Below are 19322 nucleotides of genomic sequence, written 5' to 3'. Positions count from 1 at the left end.
GCGGAACCGGTCCACTAGTAGTTGATGACCCAGCCGTTGCCGTCGAACAGCGCCGTCGCCTCGGTCACCCCGACCGGGTAGTTGAGCGCCGCCTGCGTGTCGATGCCCATCGTGCTGAGGAACTCGCCCTCCTGGTAGGTGCCGGTCCCGACGTAGAACTGCGGCGCGTACCCGTAGGACTGCCTCGTCCCGGCCTGCGTGGCCGAGATCAGCGTGCCGAAACCGCCGATGCCGACGCCCACGTTGCCCGCGCGCGGCGGCACGCTCGGGTCCTGCTCGACCAGCAGGGTTCCGGGCGGTCCGGGCCGCGGGTCGGTGAACGCGAGCTCACCGCCCACCAGCGACAGCGTCACCTGGTTCGACTCGCCCGGCACGGCCGAGATGATCTCCACCGGCTCGTAGTCACGCCCCGGCGCGAAGTCCGTCAGGCCGCCGCGCACGAAGTTGAGCGTGTGCCGCCAGTGGAGCATCGAGGTCTCCTCCGGCAGCAACTCGAACGACCGCCACACGACCGGGTGACCCGGTGTGCCGGCGGGAACGCTCGGGAACAGCATCACGTTCGCCCGGTCCGACGACCGGTTGAGGACGGTCAGCTGGAACTGGACGCCGACCGGCGGCGCGATCTGCGCACCCTGCTCTACTGTGGACATTGCTGTGCCCTCCTACCAGCGCTTTCACGGCCGGCGAACGTCGACCACGACCCACGCTAATCCGATGTGGACAGACCTCGGAACACTCGTCACCCGGCCGTGGCCGCAGGTCGCGCGGATGGTCGCACGCCCGTCGGGCGGGCGAACGGTGCGTAGCCGGCGGGCGTGGTCGCGTGCCGACCGCGCGGCGAACCGGACGCGGGTCGGCCGGAGGTGGGTGCGCGCGGCGGTACCTGCGTCGCACCGCGACCGGGTCGGGGTCCACACTGGCGCACCGTGGAGCTGCCGATCGCCGGTGTGTTGGACGAGCTGGTCCGGACGCTGTCCGCGCGCGGTTCGGCAGTGCTCGTCGCGCCACCGGGCACCGGCAAGACGACCCTCGTGCCGCTCGCCCTGGAGGGCCGCGTCGTAGTGGCCGAGCCGCGCCGCATCGCCGCCCGCGCCGCCGCCGCGCGGATGGCGGGCCTGCTCGGCGAGCCGGTCGGCCGGACCGTCGGCTACGCGGTGCGCGGTGACCGCCGGACGTCCCGCGACACCCGCGTGGAGGTGGTGACCTCGGGGCTGCTCGTGCGGCGGTTGCAGCACGACCCGGAGCTGGCGGGCGTCGGCACCGTGCTGCTCGACGAGTGCCACGAGCGGCACCTGGACGCGGACCTGCTGCTGGCGCTGCTGCTCGACGCCCGCGCCGGGCTGCGGCCGGACCTGCGGCTGCTCGCGACCTCGGCGACGGTGGCCGCCGACCGCCTGGCGGGCCTGCTCGGCGACGCGCCGGTGATCCGGGTGTCCGCGCGGACGCACCCGGTCGACGTCGCGCACGTGCCGCCCGCCCGCGCCGAGCGCGTGGAGGCCGTGGTCGCGCGGGCGGTCCGCCGTGCGCTGGCCGAGGTGGACGGCGACGTGCTGGCGTTCCTGCCCGGTGTGGCGGAGATCCGGCGGTGCGCGGCGCTGCTGGACGACGTGGACGTGGTGCCGCTGCACGGCAGGCTCGCGTCCGGCGCGCAGGACGCGGCGCTCGCGCCGGGCCCGCGCCGGCGGGTGGTGCTGGCCACGGCGATCGCCGAGTCGAGCCTGACCGTGCCCGGCGTGCGGGCGGTGGTCGACTCGGGCCTGTCCCGCGTGCCGCGCGTGGACCACCGGCGCGGGCTGGCGGGCCTGGCCACGGTGCGGGTGAGCGCGGCGGTGGCCGACCAGCGGGCCGGGCGGGCGGGCCGCGAGGCGCCCGGACGCGTGTACCGGTGCTGGCCGGAGCACGAGCACGGCACCCTGCCGCGCTACCCCGAGCCGGAGATCCGCACCGCCGACCTGACCCGGCTGGCGCTGGAGCTGGCCTGCTGGGGCGTGCCGTCCGGCGAGGGCTTGGCCTGGTGGGACGCGCCGCCGCCGGGCGCGCTGGACGCCGGCCGGTCCGTGCTGCGGGCGCTGGGCGCGCTGGACGGGCGCGGCGCGACGGACCGGGGCCGCCGGATGGCCGACCTGGGGCTGCACCCGAGGCTGGCGCGGGCGCTGCTGGACGGCGCCGAGCTGGTCGGCGCGCGCACGGCGGCCGAGGTGGTCGCCGTGCTGGACGACGACCGCGCGGCCGACGGGGTGGAGCTGTCCGCCCGGCGGGCCGACCCGCGCGAGGTGCGGCGCCTGGCCGCCCTGGTCGGCGAACCGGCGCGGACCGGGCCACCGGTCGACGACGCCGACGCCCGCGCGCTGGTCGTCGCGCTGGCCTTCCCGGAACGCCTGGCGCGGCGGCGCTCGCCCGGTTCACCGGTCTACCTCATGGCGGGCGGCACGGCCGCCGAGCTCCCGCCCGGCGGCGGTCCGGCCGACGCGGAGTGGCTGGCGGTCGCCGTCGCCGACCGGGAGCCCGGCCGCAGCCACGGCCGCATCCGCCTCGCCGCCCGCGCGTCGGAGGAGCTGGCCCGCCGGGCCGCGCCGACCCTGCTCGCCGAGGAGGACGACATCCGGTGGGACGGCGACGTGGTCGCGAACCGCCTGCGCAAGCTGGGGGCGATCACGCTGTCCGCCCGGCCGCTGCGCACGCCCGACGCGCTGCGGGCCGCCCTCCTGGCGGGACTGCGCGCGGAGGGGCTCGACCTGCTGCGCTGGGACGCCGACGGCGTCCGCACCAGGGAACGCATGGCGTTCCTGCACCGCGTGCTGGGCGACCCGTGGCCGGCCGTGGACGACGACGCGCTGCTGGCCGTGATCGACCTCGGCGACGCGCGGCGGCGTGCCGACCTGGCGCGGATCAGCGGCGAGGAGGTGACGAGGCGGCTGCTCCCGTGGCCGGCCGCCGCGCGGTTCGACGACCTCGCGCCCGACCGCGTCGAGGTCCCCTCGGGCTCCCGCGTCCGCGTCGACTACTCGGGCCCGGAGCCGGTGCTGCCGGTGAAGGTCCAGGAGGTGTTCGGCTGGACCGACACCCCGCGCGTGGCGGGCGGCCGGGTGCCGGTCGTGCTGCACCTGCTGTCGCCCGCCGGCCGCCCGACGGCGGTGACCGGCGACCTGGCGTCGTTCTGGCGCACCGGCTACCCGAGGGTACGGGCCGAGCTGCGCGGCCGTTACCCCAAGCACCGCTGGCCGGAGGACCCGCTGACCGCGCCACCGGCCCGCCGCTAGCCCCGCGGCCTACGGCGAGCCGAACTCGGGCGTACGTGAAAATGTTTCCGAACAGCTAGCCTCCGGGAGCATGAACAACTTCTCCCGCCGCCGGTTCCTCGGCGTCACCGCGGTGACCGCGGGCAGCCTCGTCGTGACCGGCCGCGCGGAAGCGTCCACCCGGCACGTGCCCGCCGTCGTCGTGGGCAGCGGTTACGGCGCGGCCGTCGCGGCGCTGCGCCTGGGCGAGGCGGGTGTCCGGACCCTCGTGCTGGAGATGGGTCAGCGCTGGGACCGCCCCGGCCCCGACGGCAAGGTGTTCTGCGGGATGCTCGACCCCGACCAGCGCTCCACGTGGTTCAAGGACCGCACCGAGGCGCCGATCAACGGGGTCATGTTCCTCGACCTCGCGAACCGGCCCATCCGGCGGCACGCGGGCGTCCTGGACCGCGTGAACTTCCCGAACATGGGCGTGTACGTCGGCCGGGGCGTCGGCGGCGGCTCGCTGGTCAACGGCGGCATGGCCGTGGTGCCCGACCGCGACTACTTCGCCCGCCGCTTCCCCACCGTCGACGCCGACGAGATGTACCGGCGCTTCTTCCCGCTGGCCAACCGGATGCTGCGGGTCAACCGCATCCCCGACGACTTCTTCGAGGCCAGCGAGCACTACCGGTTCGCGCGGCTGTCCCGCACGCTCGCCGGCCGCGCCGGGTTCGACACGACCTTCGTCCCGAACGTCTACTCGTTCGAGCACATGGCGGCGGAGGAGCGCGGGGAGGCGCCGAAGTCCGCGCTCGCCACCGAGGTCATCTACGGCAACAACCACGGCAAGTTCACCCTCGACCAGGGCTACCTCGCCGAGGCCGAGCGGACCGGCCACGTCACCATCGCCCCGCTGCACCAGGTCACCCGCGTCCAGCGGACCGCCACCGGCTACGCCCTGACCGTGCGCGAGATCACCCCGGACGGCGCGCCGGTGGCCGAGAAGCACGTCACGTGCGACCACCTGTTCCTGGGCGCGGGCAGCCTCGGCTCCACCGAGCTGCTGCTGCGCGCGCGGGAGAACGGCGACCTGCCCGACCTCTCGGCCGAGGTGGGCGAGGGCTGGGGACCCAACGGCAACGTGATGATCGCCCGCGCGAACCACCTGTGGCACCCGACGGGCGCGCGGCAGTCCGCCATCCCGGTGCTCGCGATCAACGACCCGGAGCGGCAGGTCTTCGCGGAGATCGCCCCCGTGCCCGCGGGCATCGAGACCTACCTGAGCCTCTACCTGGCCATCACCCGCGGCGAGGAGCGCGGGAGGTTCGTCTACGACCGGGCGGCGGACAAGGCCGTCCTCCAGTGGCGGGAGGGGCAGAGCGCCGAGGCGGTGGCCGCCGCGCGCGGCACGTTCGACCGGATCAACGAAGCCAACGGCACCGGCTACCGCTACGACGTGTTCCGCGGCGCGAAGGCGTTCGCCGACGACTTCTGCTACCACCCGCTCGGCGGGGCGGTGCTGGGCAAGGCCACGGACGACCACGGCCGCGTCAAGGGCTACCCCAACCTCTACGTGACCGACGGCGCGCTCGTCCCCGGCTCCCTGGGCGTGAACCCCTTCGTGACGATCACGGCCCTGGCGGAGCGCAACCTGGCCACCATCCTCGCCGAGGACATCCACCCCTGACCCACGCCCACCAGGCGATACCACTGGTCGGAGGCGCCACCCGACGGCAAAGCCGAGGCGACTCCACCGAACGGGGTCGCGGGATGGCCCGACGGCGAAGCCGAGCGGCCGGGGGTCCGGGGGTGCGACCCCCGGGCGGGGCCCGGGGGTCGCACCCCCGGAAAGCATGACGGCCGACCAGGTTCGCGCACTCCGCGAACGCAGGCCGGCCGAGGCCGTGGAGGTGCCGGGAATCGAACCCGGGTCCTCTGCCGCTTCATCAAGGCTTCTCCGTGTGCAGTCCGCTGTGCCTCTACTCGGCCCCGGCGATCACGCGGACAAGTCGCTCGTGACGGGCCCAGTCACTGTGGGTGTCCCGACCGTCCCCCGTGACCGGGGACGGCGGTGAGCCTCCTAGCTGATGCCAGCATCCGGAGCGGAGGCTCCTCCGGGCTGACAGCTCACTCTCCTAGCCTCAGGCGGCGAGGGAGTAAGCGGCCTGGTCGTTAGACTCGGCGCTTATTGGTTTGCGATGACGCTCACGGTGGTCTCTCGCCTGCACCGACACGCTTCCCTTGAATCAACGCACAAAGTCGAAACCGTTCACCCCCTGGTCTGGGTCTTGCGTCCACCCATCATAACGTGTCCGGGGACCGGGTTCATTCCCAATACGGCGGGTAGGGCTGTCCCCACCTCCCGGACGGCGGCCGACCTGATGGTTCGGGCCGCGCGGACGGGCGATGCTGGTCGGGTACATCGGGCGTGAAGGTGGGGAAACATGACTGCGCGTGCCAACCCGGACATCGTCCGGACCAGCGGGTACTTCCTGTTCAACCTGGCGACGGGCCTCTTCTGGTTCTGCCTCCTGGTGCCGCTGCTGGTGCTGAGCATCGGCACGGCGGTGGTGTGGGTGGGACTGCCGCTGCTCGCGCTGACCCTGCTGCTCGCCCGGCTCGCGGCGACCGTCGAGCGGTCGTGGCTGCGGGTCACGCTCGGCGTGGACGTCCAGCGACCGTACCGGCAGCTGCCGGAGGGTTCGCTGTACGTGCGGACCAAGGCGCTGGTGACCGACCCGGCGACGTGGCGCGACTTCGCCTACTGGGTGCTGATGCTGCCGGTGGGCATCGTGGAGTTCACCCTGGTGGTCGCCCTGTGGCCGGTCGTGCTGGCGGCGGTGTTCCTGCCGGTCTACTACCAGTTCCTGCCCGCGAACATCCAGGTCTCGCTGGGCAACTCGGAGTGGCTGGTCGACTCGTTCGCCGAGGCCCTGCCCGTGTCCCTCGTGGGCATCGTCCTGGGCCTGCTGGTCCTGCCGCTGATCAAGGCGTTGGGCCGGGGTCACGCGGCGCTCGCGCAGGCCCTGCTCGGCCCGTCCCGCACCAGCCTGCTGGAGGCCGAGACCGGTCGCCTGTCCGCCAGCCGCGCGCGAGGCGTCGAGGCCGCGGAGGCGGAGCGCAGGCGCATCGAGCGCGACCTGCACGACGGGGCGCAGCAGCGCCTAGTGGCGGTGGCGATGGGCCTCGGCCGGGCCCGCAGCAAGATGGACACCGACCCCGACGCGGCGGCCGAGCTGATCGCCGAGGCGCACGCCGACGCCAAGCTCGCCATCTCGGAGCTGCGGGACCTGGCGCGCGGCATCTACCCGTCGGTGCTCGGCGACCGCGGCTTGGACGCGGCCCTGTCGTCCCTGGCGGCGAAGTGCCCGATCCCCGTGGACGTGTCGGTCGACGTCGACCCGCGCCCGCCGACGGCGGTCGAGAGCACCGCCTACTTCACCGTCGCCGAGGCCCTGACGAACATCGCCAAGCACGCGGGCGCCACGCAGGCCGCGGTGAGGGTCACGCGCACGGAGAACTCCGTGGTCGTGGAGGTGACCGACAACGGCCACGGCGGCGCGGAGATCCGTCCGGGAGGAGGGCTGGCGGGCCTGGCGGACCGTGCTGCGACCATTGACGGCGTGGTCGTGGTGGTCAGCCCCGTCGGGGGGCCGACCGTGATCCGGACGGAGCTGCCGTGCGCGTTGTGATCGCCGAGGATTCGGTCCTGCTCAGGGTGGGCGTGGAACGCCTGCTCTCCGACGAGGGCATCGAGACCGTCGCCGCGGTGGAAGACGGCGACGCGCTGCTCGGGGCGATCGAGGAGCACCGGCCGGATCTGGCGATCGTGGACGTGCGGATGCCGCCGACGTTCACCGACGAGGGCTTGCGAGCGGCCATCGAGGCCCGGAAGCGGATCCCGAACCTGCCCGTCCTCGTCCTGTCGCAGTACGTGGAGGAGCGCTACGCCGTCGAACTGCTGGCGGGCGGCGCGAACGGCGTCGGCTACCTGCTCAAGGAGCGGGTGGCCGACGTCTCGGAGTTCGTGGCGGCGGTCCGCCGGGTGGCCGAGGGCGGCACGAGCATCGACCACGAGGTCATCACCCAGCTCATGGTCCGCAACAAGCGCAACCCGGTCGACTCCCTGACCCAGCGCGAACGCGAGGTCCTCGGCCTCATGGCACAGGGCCTGTCGAACGCGGCGATCGCCAAGTCACTCGTCGTCTCGGACGGCGCGGTGGAAAAGCACGTGGGCAACATCTTCGCCAAACTCGGCCTGGAACCCAGCACCTCGGAACACCGCCGAGTGCGCGCCGTCCTCGCCTACCTCAACCTGGGCTGACCACACCACCCCGCCCGCACCGCGCAGCACAGACTTCTGGTCTCGTGTTCTCCCCGTATGGCCTGCCCGCAGGGCAACCACAGTCGGTCAGGGGGCGCAAGCACGCTTCACCGCTTGCGCCCCCTGACCGACTGTGGTGGTCTTTGACAGGCCATGCGGGGAGAACACGACGCCTTTAAAGCTTTTCCTCCCCCGGCGGCCTGCCCAGCGGCGAGCGCTTCTTTAAAGCTTGTGCGGGCGCCTTCCGCGCGGAAGTTCTTCGGTTTTAGCGGGTCAAAGCTTAAAGAAGGGCGCTCGCCGCTGGGCAGGCCACCGAGGATGGGGGCAAAGCTTTCAAGCTTCGCTTGAAAGCTTTGGTGGCTGCGTGTCATCCCCGTACGACCTGTCAAAGACCACCACGCTCGTCAGAGGGGCGCAAGCGGTGAAGCGTGCTTGCGCCCCTCTGACGAGCGTGGTTGCCCTGCGGGCAGGCCGTACGGGGATGACACGCAGCCGGCCGTGGTGTGTGCGGTGCACACCCGTATGAGGCCAGGGGTCGTTCAGTAACGGCCCTTGAGCGCGCGGCCGTGTGCCTTCTGGATCTCGCGTTGGGCGTCGCGCTTCGCGAGGTCCTGTCGCTTGTCGTACGCCTTCTTGCCGCGTGCCAGCGCGAGTTCGACCTTGACGTACCCGTCCTTGAAGTACATCTGCAACGGGATCAGCGACAGACCGCTCTCCTTGGTCTTGCCGATCAGCCGCTCGATCTCCTTGCGGTGCAGCAGCAGCTTCCGCTTGCGGCGCACCTCGTGGTTGGTCCAGGTGCCGGCCACGTACTCCGGGATGTGCAACGCGTGCAGCCACACCTCGCCGTCGTCGACCTGGCCGAACGCGTCGACGAGCGACGCCCGGCCCATGCGGAGGCTCTTGACCTCCGTGCCGACGAGCACGACGCCCGCTTCCAGGGTGTCGAGGATGGTGTAGTCGTGCCGAGCCTTGCGGTTCGACGCGATCACCTTCTGACCGCGTTCCTTGACCATGCCAGCAACCTTACGTGAGCACGCCAGCGGATATCGGACTCACAGCCGCACGTACAGGCGCAGCGTCACGTACCCGGTCAGCGCCGAGATGAACACCGCCACGCCCAGCAGGATCGGCGAGATGATCAGCACGTCCAGCATCCCCATCGGCGGCAGGATCTGCGAGGTGAACAGGTCCCCGGACACCTTCGTGCCGCCGAACACCAGCAGCGCCAGCCCGCCCACGCCGACGATCGCGCCGATGACGCCGGCGACCACCGCCTCGATGAGGAACGGCAGCTGCGTGTACCAGCGGGTCGCGCCCACCAGTCGCATGATGCCGACCTCGGTGCGCCGGGTGAACGCGGACACCTGGATCGTGTTGGAGATCAGCAGCAGCGCCGCCAGCGCCTGCACCAGCGCCAGGACGAGGACGATGTTGCGCAGGCCGTTGAACACGTCCAGCAGCCTGCCCAGGAACTCACCCTGGTCGTTGACCGCCTTGACGCCCGCCTTGCCGGAGAACGCCTGCACGATGACGCTCGCCCGCGCCGGGTCCTCCAGCTTCACCCGGAACGTGGCGGGGATGGCCTCGGGTCGGGCGAGCTTCACCAGTTCGGGCTGCGCCTCGAAAATCTTCTTGAACCGCTCGAAGCCCTTCTCGCGGTTCTCGTAGACCACCGTCTCCACGCCCGACGTGCTCTGCAGCGCGCTCTGGAGGCCGGCGCACGGCTGTTGCGCGCAGTCCTTGTCATTCGCGCTGACGTCGTTGGTGAGCAGGACCGAGACCTCGAGCTTGCTCTGGTAGTTGTCCTGCATCTTGTCGACCATGCGGACGATGAGCAGACCACCGCCGAGCAGGCCGAGCGAGATCGCGGTCGTGAGGATCATCGCGATGGTCATCGTGACGTTCCGGCGCAGGCCGGTGACGACCTCGCTGAACACGAAGCTGGTACGCATCGGGGGGAACGTTCCTCAGGGTCGGGGGATGAGGGTGGTCTCTAGCGGCCCACGCCGTAAACACCCCGCGCGTCGTCGCGGATGATGCGGCCGTGGTCCAGCTCGACCACACGGCGGCGCATGGAGTCGACGATGGAGTGGTCGTGGGTGGCCATCAGGACCGTCGTGCCGGTGCGGTTGATCCGCTCCAGCAGCAGCATGATGTCCTGGCTGGTGTCGGGGTCCAGGTTGCCGGTCGGCTCGTCGGCGAGCAGCACCAGCGGCCGGTTGACGAACGCGCGGGCGATCGCCACCCGCTGCTGCTCACCACCCGACAGCTCGTGCGGCATCCGGTCGGCCTTGCCGTCGAGGCCGACCAGCTGTAGCACCTCGGGCACCACCTTCACGATGGTGTTCCGCGGCTTGCCGATGACCTCCAGCGCGAACGCCACGTTCTCGGCCACGGTCTTGTTGGTGAGCAGTCGGAAGTCCTGGAACACGCAGCCGATGGACTGGCGCAGGCGGGGGACCCGGCGCCGGGACATCTTGGCCACGTCGAAATTCGACACGTACACGCGACCCTTGCTCGGCACTTCTTCGCGGAGCAGAAGTCGTAGGAACGTGGATTTTCCGGACCCGGAAGGTCCGATCAGGAACACGAACTCACCCTTGTCCATCTCGACCGAGACGTTGTCGAGCGCGGGGCGCGTGGAGGTCTTGTAGACCTTGGACACGTGTTCGAGGCGAATCACGACGGGGGAGTCTACCGGTGGCCTGGGTAAAGCCGCCGTCTCGCCCGGCGAACCCCGGACGAAACGGCGGCTTGATCGATCAGGACCCCTGCTGCTGCTTCCGCCAGCGAATGCCCGCCTCCAGGAACTGGTCGATCTCCCCGTCGAGCACCGCCGACGGGTTGCCGACCTCGTGCTCGGTGCGCAGGTCCTTCACCATCTGGTACGGGTGCAGCACGTAGGAGCGCATCTGGTTGCCCCAGCTGGACCCCGAGTCCTTCAGGGCGTCCATCTTGGCCTGCTCCTCCTGCCGCCTGCGCTCCAGCAGCTTCGCCTGGAGCACCGCCATCGCGGTGGCCTTGTTCTGGAGCTGGGAGCGCTCGTTCTGGCAGGACACCACGATTCCGGTCGGGATGTGCGTGAGCCGCACCGCCGAGTCGGTGGTGTTCACGCCCTGGCCGCCGGGGCCGGACGAGCGGTAGACGTCGACCCGCAGGTCCTTCTCGTCGATGTCGACGTGGTCGGTCTGCTCCACCACGGGCACGACCTCGACGCCCGCGAACGACGTCTGCCTGCGGCCCTGGTTGTCGAACGGCGAGATGCGCACGAGCCGGTGGGTGCCCTGCTCGACGCTGAGCGTGCCGTACGCGTAGGGGGCGGTGACGCGGAACGTGGCGGACTTGATGCCCGCCTCCTCCGCGTAGGACGTGTCGAACACGTCCACGCCGTAGCCGTGGCGCTCGGCCCACCGCGAGTACATGCGCAGCAGCATCTCGGCGAAGTCGGCCGCGTCCACCCCGCCCGCCTCCGCGCGGATGGTGACCAGGGCGTTGCGCTCGTCGTACTCGCCGGACAGCAGGGTGCGGACCTCCAGCGAGGAGATCTCCTCGCGCAGCTTGGCGCGCTCGGCGTCCGCTTCCGCGATGCTGCCCGCGTCGCCCTCGTCCTCGGCCAGCTCGTAGAGCACGCCGAGGTCGTCCAGGCGGTCGCGCAGGCCGACGACGCGGCGCAGCTCGCCCTGCTTGTGCGAGAGCTGGCTGGTGACCCGCTGCGCCTTCTCCTGGTCGTCCCACAGGTCGGGCTTGGCGGCGGCCTCCTCCAGCTCCGCGACCTGGGCGCGCAGCGCAGCGAGGTCCATCACCGCCTCGATGCTCGCGAGGGTGGCGGAGAGGTCCTTGATGTCTGCTTCGACGTCCGGGTTCACGGCAGAAGATTACGCCAGGACCGGCCGCGGAGTGCGACCGGTCGGCGCTCGTCAGCCAGTGGGGATCGCGTCGAGCAGCTTGAGCACGGCCTTGGCGTGCGCCAGGGCGAACTCGGCCACCGCCTTGGCGTAGGCGTCCTCCGCGGTCTTCACCGCCGTCCGGGCGGCCTCCTGGTCGGCGGTGTAGCTCGCGCGGGCCGCGTCGACCAGCGATTGCCGCTGCTTGGCGGTCAGCGAGCCGGCGTGCACCAGCCGGAGGATGAGTGGGCTGCGCAGGTGGTCCGGGCCGGGCTCGGACAGCAGCCAGTTCTTGAAGGCCTTCTTGCCTGCGGCCGTCAGGACGTACTGCTGACTGGAGCGTGGGCCCTGCTTGCCGAGGCGCAGCAGACCCGCGTCAGCCAACGCGGGCAGCTCGCGGTAGACCTGGCTGCGGGTGACGCTGAAGAACGCTCCGAAGCGCTCCCCGGCCTCAGCCACGAGCTGGCCACCGGTCTTGGGTCCGTCGTGCAGCAGCCCGAGCAGGGCGGCGGCAGTAGCGTTCAGGTCCGACACAACACCAACGGTGCCACTTTCAGGTGCAGCTGTCCACAATGGTCAGCCGTTCTGTCCACTGTGGCTGATCACGGGCTAGTGCGGTTGGGCCAAGCGGAGCAACGGGAAGCTCCGTTCCGTGACCACGAACTGATCAACGCCACGCTTTCGGCCGCTTGACCGGAATTGTCCAGTCCGGCTGGAAAGAGCTTGGCGGGCAAGGGAAACCGCACTTTTGCGTTCACCCGAACGGCCGGCGGAGGTGACGGGGAGCGCTGTTGGTCTTGCTCGGGGCCGCCGGGCTTAGCACAACACGGTGATGTGCGCCTCCTGGCCTGGCGGATACCACGTGTGCTGGGATCATCACTCCTTGTAGGCAGTTCTCTGGGAGGTGCGTGGTGGGCATCAAGTGGATGGAGAACAAGGTCGTCAAGAACGCGAAGGCGTGGGCGAGCGGATCGATACCCGAACAAGGCGGCAAGGACGAGTGCATGGTGTGCGGCAAGCAGATCCGCCGGCACCGCACGGTCGCCGGCGAGGGACGGGTGTGCTCACTGGTCTGCGCGCAGTACTGGGCGGAGAACATGAGCTGACCCGGACAAGCGAAAGACCCCCTCTCCGAAATCGAAGAGGGGGTCTTTCCGTGCAGTAGCGGGGACAGGATTTGAACCTGCGACCTCTGGGTTATGAGCCCAGCGAGCTACCGAGCTGCTCCACCCCGCGTTGGGTAAGACCAACTATACACACCTGGAAAACCCACTTCGCACCACCCCCCGAACCGCGTCCCGCCGCAGGTCAGCCCCGTCCGCGCACCGACCCGCACGACACCACCGCACGACTTCCGCCGCCATCCGTCGCGGCTTCCGCAAGCCGACGACGCGACGCGCCCAGCCAAGGGGGGTGCAGGGGGGCGACGCCCGCCCTGCGCGGGGTTCGGGGGCCGCGCCCCCGACGCAATAGCGGAAAAGCCCCGTCCGCGCATTCCGCGGACAGGGCTTCCCGACTTTGTAGCGGGGACAGGATTTGAACCTGCGACCTCTGGGTTATGAGCCCAGCGAGCTACCGAGCTGCTCCACCCCGCGTTGTAATGTGAACTCTACGCCGGGGTTACCCGGAAAGGCAAATCGGGTGGCCGGAACGTGTCCCGGACCACCCGACCCACCTCTTCCCGCAGGTCAGCCGGTCGGCGTCGTCGGCGGCACCGACGTCTGCTGCGGCGGCTGCGTGTTCGCCGCCGCGCTCGCGGACTCGAACTTCTTCGTCGCCTCGTCCAGCGCCTTGTAGGCGTTGCCGAGCGCTGCGAAGTCACCGCTGGTCTGCGCGGCCTTGATGGCGGCCAGGGCGCCCTGGATGTCCCGGACGGCCTGTTGCAGCTCGGGGCTCTGCCCGGTGCCGTTCGGCGCCGTGGGCGTCGTCGTCGGCGTGCCGGTCTGCGGTGTGCCGGTCTGGTCGGGCAGCTGCGCCGCCGCGCCGGTCAGCACCTTCTCCAGCGCCTCCTTCAGCGTCGAGGCGTACCCGACCTTGTCGCCGAAGCTCACCAGCACCTTGAACAACTGCGGGAACTGGGTGTTCTGGCTGGCCCGCTCGATGTAGATGGGCTCCACGTAGAGCAGGCCGCCGCCGACCGGGAGGGTCAGCAGGTTGCCGTACACCACCTTCGTCTGCCGCTGGGTCAGCAGGTTCAGCTCGCCGCTGACCTCACCCGAGGTGAGGAACTGGGTCTGGATCTGCTGCGGTCCCTTGGCCTCGTTGTTCAAGGTCAGCACGCTGATCTTGCCGTAGTTGTCCGGGTCCGACCGCACGCTCACGTACGACGCCATGAACTCGCGGTTCTGCCGCACCAGCGAGCTGGTCAGCTGGAAGCTCACCTTGCTCGGGTCGCCGGTCGGGTCACCGGCCAGCACGTAGAACGGCGGCTGCTGGTCGCGCTGCTGCTGGCTGTTCTGCTGCTGCTGTTCGGCCGACGTGACGTTGTCGATCGCCGGGTCGGACGGCACGCCCCAGAACGAGACGCCGGAGTAGAAGTCGCGCGGCTGGTCGACGTGGTAGCGCGCCAGCGTGTCGCGCTGGACCTTGAACAGGTCCTCCGGGTAGCGCAGGTGCTCGCGCAGCGACTGCGACATCTCGCTGCTCGGCTTCACCGTGCCGGGGAAGACCCCCATCCACGCCTTGAGCACCGGGTCCTTCTGATCCATCTCGTACAGGGTCACCGTGCCGTCGTAGGCGTCCACAGTGGCCTTGACGGAGTTGCGGATGTAGCTGATCTCCTTGTTCGGCTGCTGCGCGACGCCGGGCAGCGAGTCGTTCGTGGCCGACGCCAGCGACGTGCGGCGCGCGTACGGGTAGTTCTCCAGCGTCGTGTAGCCGTCGACGATCCACGTGATGCGGCCGTCCACCACCGCGGGGTACGGGTCGGCGTCCACGGTCAGCCACGGCGCCACGGCCTCCACGCGGTCGCGCGGGTGGCGGTTGAAGATGATCCGCGAGTCGTCGCCGATGGCCGAGTTGAACAGGATGTTCCGCTCGCCGTAGGCGGCGGCGAAGACCAGCTTGTTGAACAGGCCGCCGATCCGCACGCCGCCCTTGCCGTCGTAGGTGTACTGCGCGCGGTCGGTGTCGTACTCGCCCGGCGCGTCGCCGCCGCGACCGCCGACGATCGCGTAGTCCGACCGGCTGCCCAGCTCACCGAAGTAGGTGCGCGGCTGCTGGACGCCGAACGGGCCCGGCTTGACCTTGCCGTCCTGGTCGACCTCGGCGACCTGGAATACCGGGTAGCCGCCGTTGCCGCCCTCGTCCGCGGGCGAGTTCACCTTGCTGGCCTCGGCGAACACCATGCCGTTGCCGTGGGTGTAGATGAGGTGCTGGTTGATCCAGTCGCGCTGGCCCTGCGGGATGCCCGAGGTCTGCAGCTCGCGGACCGCGACGATGTAGTCCTGGAGCTCGCCGTCCACTTTGTACCGGTCGACGTCGAGCTTCTCCGGGAACGCGTAGAACGGCCGCAGCTGCTGGAACTGGGTGAACGTCTTGGAGATCACCGCGGGGTCGAGCAGCCGCACGTTCCCCATCGTCGCCTGGTCGTTCTTCAGCTCGTCCAGCGAGACGTTCTGCTTGCCCTCGTACGGTTTTGTCTCGACCTTGTCGTCGGTCAGCCCGAACGCGTCCTTGGTCGCGAGGATGTTCCGGCTGATCGACTCGGCTTCCTTCTCGTTGGCGTTGGGCCGCACCGAGAACTGCTCCAGCACCGCGGGCCACGCCGCGCCGACCAGGATGCTGGACAGCACCAGCAGCACGGTCGCGATGGCGGGCAGCTGGAGGTTGCGGAGCACCGCGCCGACGAAGAAGGCGATCGCGCAGAACACCGCGATGCACAGCAGGATCAGCTTGGCCGGCAGCACCGCGTTCAGGTCGGTGTAGGTGGCGCCGTGGAACTTGTCGTTCCGGTCGGAGAACAGCAGCTGGTACCGGTCGAAGAAGTACGCCACCGCCTTGAGCAGCACGAACACGCCCGCCACGATGGACAGGTGCGCGCGCGCCGGCCCGGAGAGCTGCCCGCCGCGACCGGCCAGCCGGATGCCGCCGAACAGGTAGTGCGCCACCACCGCGCCGACGAACGACACCGCCGTGGCGATGAACAGCCACGACAGCAGCCACGTGTAGAACGGCAGCTGGAACGCGTAGAAGCCGATGTCGTGCTGGAACTCGGCGTCGGTCGCGTTGAACGGGGTGGCGTTGGCGAACAGCTGGAACCGCTGCCACTCGCCCTGCGCCGAGGTGCCCGCGATGACGCCGACCAGCGCGGGCAGGCCGATCGCGAACAGCTTCATCCGCCGGGTCACCACCGCGCGGTAGCGGGCCACCGGGTCGTCCGGCCCCGACACCGGCACGAACACCGGCCGGGTGCGGTAGGCGAGGAACAGGTTGAGCGCGACGAGGCCGCCCACCAGCAGGCCCACGGCGAAGAACAACCCGAACCGGGTCGCCAGCATGGTGCCGTAGACGCTGCGGTAGCCGACCTCGCCGAACCACAACCAGTTGACGTAGGTGCCGAGCAACCTGGAGCCGGTGATCAGACCGACCAGGACCACCGCACCGACGATGAGCAGAATCCGGCTTCGACGGGACAGCCTGGGCAGTCCGACCGGGGGCCGAGTGGCCACTGGGCACGCTCCTGGATCGCGGTAATGGCTTTCGTACGTTCTGTCCAACTGTACGGAGGCCGCCCCGGGTTCCCCGTTCGGTCGCCCGTTTCGGGTGGGTGGGACGATGTCGGGCGTGTCAGCCAGTGAAACGCCGCCCGTCGCGCTGCCCGCCGTGGCCCGCGAGGTCGAGGAGTTCGTGTCCACCGCGGGCTGGGACCAGGGCCCGCAGCTGTTCGCCCTGGTGCCGACCGCCGACCTGCTCATCCAGCAGCCGGAGTTGGCCGGTCAGCTGGACCCGGTGGCCTCGCCGCTGACGCCGATCGCGCAGGACGCGCTGCCGTCCGCCGAGCTGGACGAGGCCCTGGCGGGCATCGCCTGGCCGGACGCGGTGCGCGGGTGCGCGTTGGCGCAGGAGATCGTCGTGCTGCCGCCGGACGCCGAGCCGGAGCTGTCCGAGGACCTCGACGACGAGGCGGCGCGGCAGTTCGCGGCGGAGCACCCGCAGCGGCGGGAGGCGCGCCTGGTGGCGGCCGTGCTGCGGGACGGCTCGGCGGCGTGCGTGCTGCGGCTGCGCGGCACCGCGGAGGTGCCCGAGGAGGTCGTGGAGCACCCGGAGCTGGCCCCGAACCTCACCAACGCGCTGCTGGAGACGCTGAAGCCCTGACCCGGCGGTGCGGTGCTCCGGCGGCCCCGGAGCGCGCGGGCACCGGCTCCGACGACGTCCCGGACGTGTCGGGGCCGGGTCAGCAGGTGGGCGTGTCCTGGCCGGCGACCAGCGCCTTCAGCGAGGTCACGGCGTCGTCCAGCTTCTCCACCTTGACCAGCCGCAGCCCCTCGGGCGCGTGCTGCTTGGCCTCGTCGCAGTTGCCCGCGGGCACCAGGAAGGTGGTCGCGCCGCTCTCGCGCGCCGCGACCATCTTGAAGGTGATGCCGCCGATCCGGCCGACCTCGCCCTGGTCGTTGATCTCGCCGGTGCCCGCGATCGGCAGGCCGCCGTTCAGCTCGCCCGGCGTCAGCTTGTCCACGATGGACAGGGCCAGCAGCAGGCCGGCGGACGGGCCGCCGACGTCGGCCAGGCTGATCTTGACGTCGAACGGGACGTCGGCGCGGTCCACCGGCAGAACGCCGAGGAACCCGGTCGGCCGGTCCTCGACCTTGCCCAGGGTGATCCGGGCGGTCTGCCGGGCGGACTCGCGCTGGAAGGTGATGTCGACCTGGTCGCCCGGCTTGGTGCTCTCCAGCGCGGCGCGGACGTCCTCGTAGCCGGCGACGTCCCGGCCGTTGACGTTGAGCAGCCGGTCGTTGGGCTGGATCACGTTGTCCGCCGCGCTGCCCTTGGTGATCTCGGCGGCGACGACCTTCACCGGGTAGTCCAGGTAGCGCAGGGCGGCGACCTCCGCGCTGGTCTGGGAGTCCTGGAACGCCTTCACGTTCTGGTCGCGCACCTGCTGCTCGGACTCGCCGGGCCGGAAGAACTCCTCGCGGGGCGCGAGCGCGTACCGACCGCTGATCCACAGGCCGAGCGCGCCGAACAGCGACACGTCGTCGGTGACCGACACGGTGGTCATGGTGAGCGTGCCGTTGGTCGGGAACGTCTCCTGACCCTCCACCTGCACCACGTCGGCGCCGTTGACCTGTCCCAGCGTGTTGTAGGTCGGGCCGGGACCCAGCGCCACGTAAGGCACCCGCGCGAACCCGCCGAGCATGCCGAGCACGAGGACCAGCACCAAGCTGATCACGAGCGTCCACGTGCGCCTGGTCAAGCCGCGCCGGGGGCGGGCCGGTCGGGCCGTCGGCTGGTCCACGGCGGTGTCGGTGCCTTCGCTCACGGTCGACAGGGTACGACCACCCTCGCACGCCGTGGGCGAACCGGTCCCGCGCGGGCACCCCGGCCCGCGTACCGTGGGGGCATGAGTGACGTGCCCTTCGGGTTCAGCCCGCAGGACCCCGACGACCGAGGCCGCAAACCGGAGGAGCCGGCGGGCAACCCGTTCGACTTCAACCAGCTCGGCGCGATGCTGAGCCAGCTCGGCGCGATGTTCAGCAACGCGGGCACGTCGTCCGGTCCCGTCAACTACGACCTGGCGAAGCAGATCGCCTTGCAGCAGTTGGCCGGGAAGGGCGGCATCGGGTTCACCCCGGACCAGAGCAGCGCCGTGGCCGACGCGGTGCACCTGGCGGAGATGTGGCTCGACCCCGCGACGGCGCTGCCCGCAGGCACCACGAGGTCCGAGGGTTGGAGCGCGCGCGACTGGGTGGAGCGCACGCTGCCGACGTGGCAGCGGCTGTGCGACCCGGTGGCGCGGCGCGTGTCCGGCGCGTGGGTGGAGGCGATGCCCGCCGAGGCGAAGGAGGCGGCGGGTCCGCTGCTGTCCATGCTCGGCCAGATGGGCGGCATGGCGTTCGGCTCGCAGCTGGGCGGCGCGCTGGCGCAGCTTGGCTCCGAGGTGCTGACGTCGACCGAGGTGGGCCTGCCCCTGGGTCCGGAGGGCACGGCGGCGCTGCTGCCCGCGAACATCGAGAAGTTCACCGAGGGCCTGGAGCGGCCGGCCAGCGAGGTGCTGGTGTTCCTCGCCGCGCGCGAGGCCGCGCACCAGCGGCTGTTCAGCCACGTGCCGTGGCTGCGGCAGCGGCTGCTGGACACCGTGGAGGAGTTCGCGCGGGGCATCAAGGTCGACACCTCGGCGCTGGAGCAGCTCGCGGGCCAGGTCGACCCGGCGAACCCGGCCTCCATCGAGGAGGCCATGAAGTCGGGGATGCTCGAACCGCAGACCACGCCCGAGCAGAAGGCCGCGCTGGCGCGCCTGGAGACCCTGTTGGCGCTGGTCGAGGGCTGGGTGGACGTCGTGGTGGCGGACGCCGTCGGCGAGCGCCTGCCCGGTGCCGAGGCGCTGCGCGAGACGCTGCGGCGCAGGCGGGCGTCCGGCGGTCCGGCGGAGCAGACGTTCGCGACCCTGGTGGGCCTGGAGCTGCGCCCGCGCCGGCACCGGTCGGCGGCGGCGCTGTGGAAGCTGCTGGGCGACCAGCACGGGATCGAGCAGCGGGACGGCGTCTGGGAGCACCCGGACCTGGTGCCGTCGGCCGCCGACCTGGACGACCCGATGGAGTTCGCGGAGCGGTTCGGCCGGACGCGCAAGGCCCTGGAGGACCCGATGGCGGAGCTGGAGCGCACGCTGCGCGAGCAGGACGGGAAGGACGAGGGCGGGGACGAGTAGCCGCCGCGACCGGGCCGGTTCGG

15 protein-coding genes, 2 tRNA genes and 1 other RNA gene are annotated in these 19322 nt (G+C 71.0%); 7 read left to right on the top strand and 11 right to left on the bottom strand.

From position 1 onward, the window contains the following. Positions 1–14: 14 nt before the first annotated feature. A complete protein-coding gene (locus C8E97_RS06580) occupies positions 15–650 on the bottom strand; it encodes a hypothetical protein (protein WP_121002602.1) in 636 nt (211 codons plus the stop codon). 276 nt (positions 651–926) lie between these two features. On the opposite strand from C8E97_RS06580, the gene hrpB reads away from it, so the two are divergent. Both hrpB and C8E97_RS06570 read left to right on the top strand, forming a co-directional pair. Next, on the top strand, positions 927–3260 hold the full coding sequence (gene hrpB / locus C8E97_RS06575; RefSeq protein ID WP_121002600.1) for an ATP-dependent helicase HrpB: 2334 nt from the start codon (positions 927–929) through the stop codon (positions 3258–3260). Positions 3261–3330: 70 nt separating this feature from the next. Next, complete coding sequence (locus C8E97_RS06570; RefSeq protein WP_121002598.1) at positions 3331–4908, top strand: GMC oxidoreductase; 1578 nt, start codon at positions 3331–3333, stop codon at positions 4906–4908. A 215-nt stretch (positions 4909–5123) separates the two neighbouring features. Here C8E97_RS06570 and ssrA read toward each other — a convergent pair. Next, positions 5124–5498: a transfer-messenger RNA gene (gene ssrA, locus C8E97_RS06565) on the bottom strand. A 167-nt stretch (positions 5499–5665) separates the two neighbouring features. Between ssrA and C8E97_RS06560 the strand changes: the two genes are divergently transcribed. Together C8E97_RS06560 and C8E97_RS06555 are read left to right on the top strand one after the other, a co-directional pair. Beyond that, positions 5666–6913, top strand: coding sequence for a sensor histidine kinase (locus tag C8E97_RS06560; protein WP_121002596.1), 1248 nt, complete (start codon positions 5666–5668; stop codon positions 6911–6913). After that, entirely contained in the window at positions 6901–7545 is a 645-nt protein-coding gene (locus C8E97_RS06555) for a response regulator transcription factor (protein ID WP_170211658.1), read from the top strand. The genes C8E97_RS06560 and C8E97_RS06555 overlap by 13 nt, the downstream gene beginning before the upstream one ends. 539 nt (positions 7546–8084) lie before the next feature. Here C8E97_RS06555 and smpB read toward each other — a convergent pair. The 5 genes from smpB to C8E97_RS06530 all read right to left on the bottom strand — a co-directional run bounded on the left by smpB (position 8085) and on the right by C8E97_RS06530 (position 11966). Further along, a complete protein-coding gene (gene smpB, locus C8E97_RS06550; protein ID WP_121002592.1) occupies positions 8085–8561 on the bottom strand; it encodes an SsrA-binding protein SmpB in 477 nt (158 codons plus the stop codon). Positions 8562–8600: 39 nt separating this feature from the next. After that, on the bottom strand, positions 8601–9500 hold the full coding sequence (gene ftsX / locus C8E97_RS06545) for a permease-like cell division protein FtsX (RefSeq protein ID WP_121002589.1): 900 nt from the start codon (positions 9498–9500) through the stop codon (positions 8601–8603). 41 nt (positions 9501–9541) lie between these two features. After that, the gene (ftsE, locus tag C8E97_RS06540) at positions 9542–10231 is read right to left on the bottom strand and encodes a cell division ATP-binding protein FtsE (RefSeq protein WP_121002587.1); all 690 of its coding nucleotides are present in this window, start codon (positions 10229–10231) and stop codon (positions 9542–9544) included. 79 nt (positions 10232–10310) lie between these two features. Beyond that, the gene (gene prfB, locus C8E97_RS06535; RefSeq protein ID WP_121002585.1) at positions 10311–11414 is read right to left on the bottom strand and encodes a peptide chain release factor 2; all 1104 of its coding nucleotides are present in this window, start codon (positions 11412–11414) and stop codon (positions 10311–10313) included. Between the two features lie 51 nt (positions 11415–11465). Then, on the bottom strand, positions 11466–11966 hold the full coding sequence (locus tag C8E97_RS06530) for a PadR family transcriptional regulator (protein WP_121002583.1): 501 nt from the start codon (positions 11964–11966) through the stop codon (positions 11466–11468). 377 nt (positions 11967–12343) lie between these two features. On the opposite strand from C8E97_RS06530, the gene C8E97_RS06525 reads away from it, so the two are divergent. Further along, a complete protein-coding gene (locus C8E97_RS06525) occupies positions 12344–12538 on the top strand; it encodes a hypothetical protein (protein ID WP_121010911.1) in 195 nt (64 codons plus the stop codon). A 56-nt stretch (positions 12539–12594) separates the two neighbouring features. Here C8E97_RS06525 and C8E97_RS06520 read toward each other — a convergent pair. The 3 genes from C8E97_RS06520 to C8E97_RS06510 form a co-directional block, all read right to left on the bottom strand. Then, a tRNA-Met gene (locus C8E97_RS06520) sits at positions 12595–12668 on the bottom strand. 285 nt (positions 12669–12953) lie between these two features. Next, a tRNA-Met gene (locus C8E97_RS06515) sits at positions 12954–13027 on the bottom strand. Positions 13028–13120: 93 nt separating this feature from the next. Then, positions 13121–16102, bottom strand: a complete 2982-nt coding sequence (locus C8E97_RS06510) for a UPF0182 family protein (protein ID WP_121002581.1) — start codon at positions 16100–16102, stop codon at positions 13121–13123. Between the two features lie 106 nt (positions 16103–16208). Here C8E97_RS06510 and C8E97_RS06505 point away from each other — a divergent pair, with 106 nt between their 5' ends. Beyond that, positions 16209–16748, top strand: coding sequence for a PPA1309 family protein (locus C8E97_RS06505; RefSeq protein ID WP_121002579.1), 540 nt, complete (start codon positions 16209–16211; stop codon positions 16746–16748). Between the two features lie 79 nt (positions 16749–16827). On the opposite strand, the gene C8E97_RS06500 is transcribed toward C8E97_RS06505, so the two are convergent. Beyond that, positions 16828–17913, bottom strand: coding sequence for a YlbL family protein (locus C8E97_RS06500; RefSeq protein WP_121002577.1), 1086 nt, complete (start codon positions 17911–17913; stop codon positions 16828–16830). 81 nt (positions 17914–17994) lie between these two features. Between C8E97_RS06500 and C8E97_RS06495 the strand changes: the two genes are divergently transcribed. Continuing rightward, entirely contained in the window at positions 17995–19299 is a 1305-nt protein-coding gene (locus C8E97_RS06495; RefSeq protein ID WP_121002575.1) for a zinc-dependent metalloprotease, read from the top strand. The last annotated feature ends 23 nt before the right edge of the window (positions 19300–19322 follow it).

The sequence above is a fragment of the Saccharothrix australiensis genome (genome assembly GCF_003634935.1).
Taxonomy (GTDB): Bacteria; Actinomycetota; Actinomycetes; order Mycobacteriales; family Pseudonocardiaceae; genus Actinosynnema; species Actinosynnema australiense.
The sequence above is the reverse complement of the archived record's forward strand: the minus strand, read 5'-3'. Positions and strand labels throughout refer to the sequence as shown.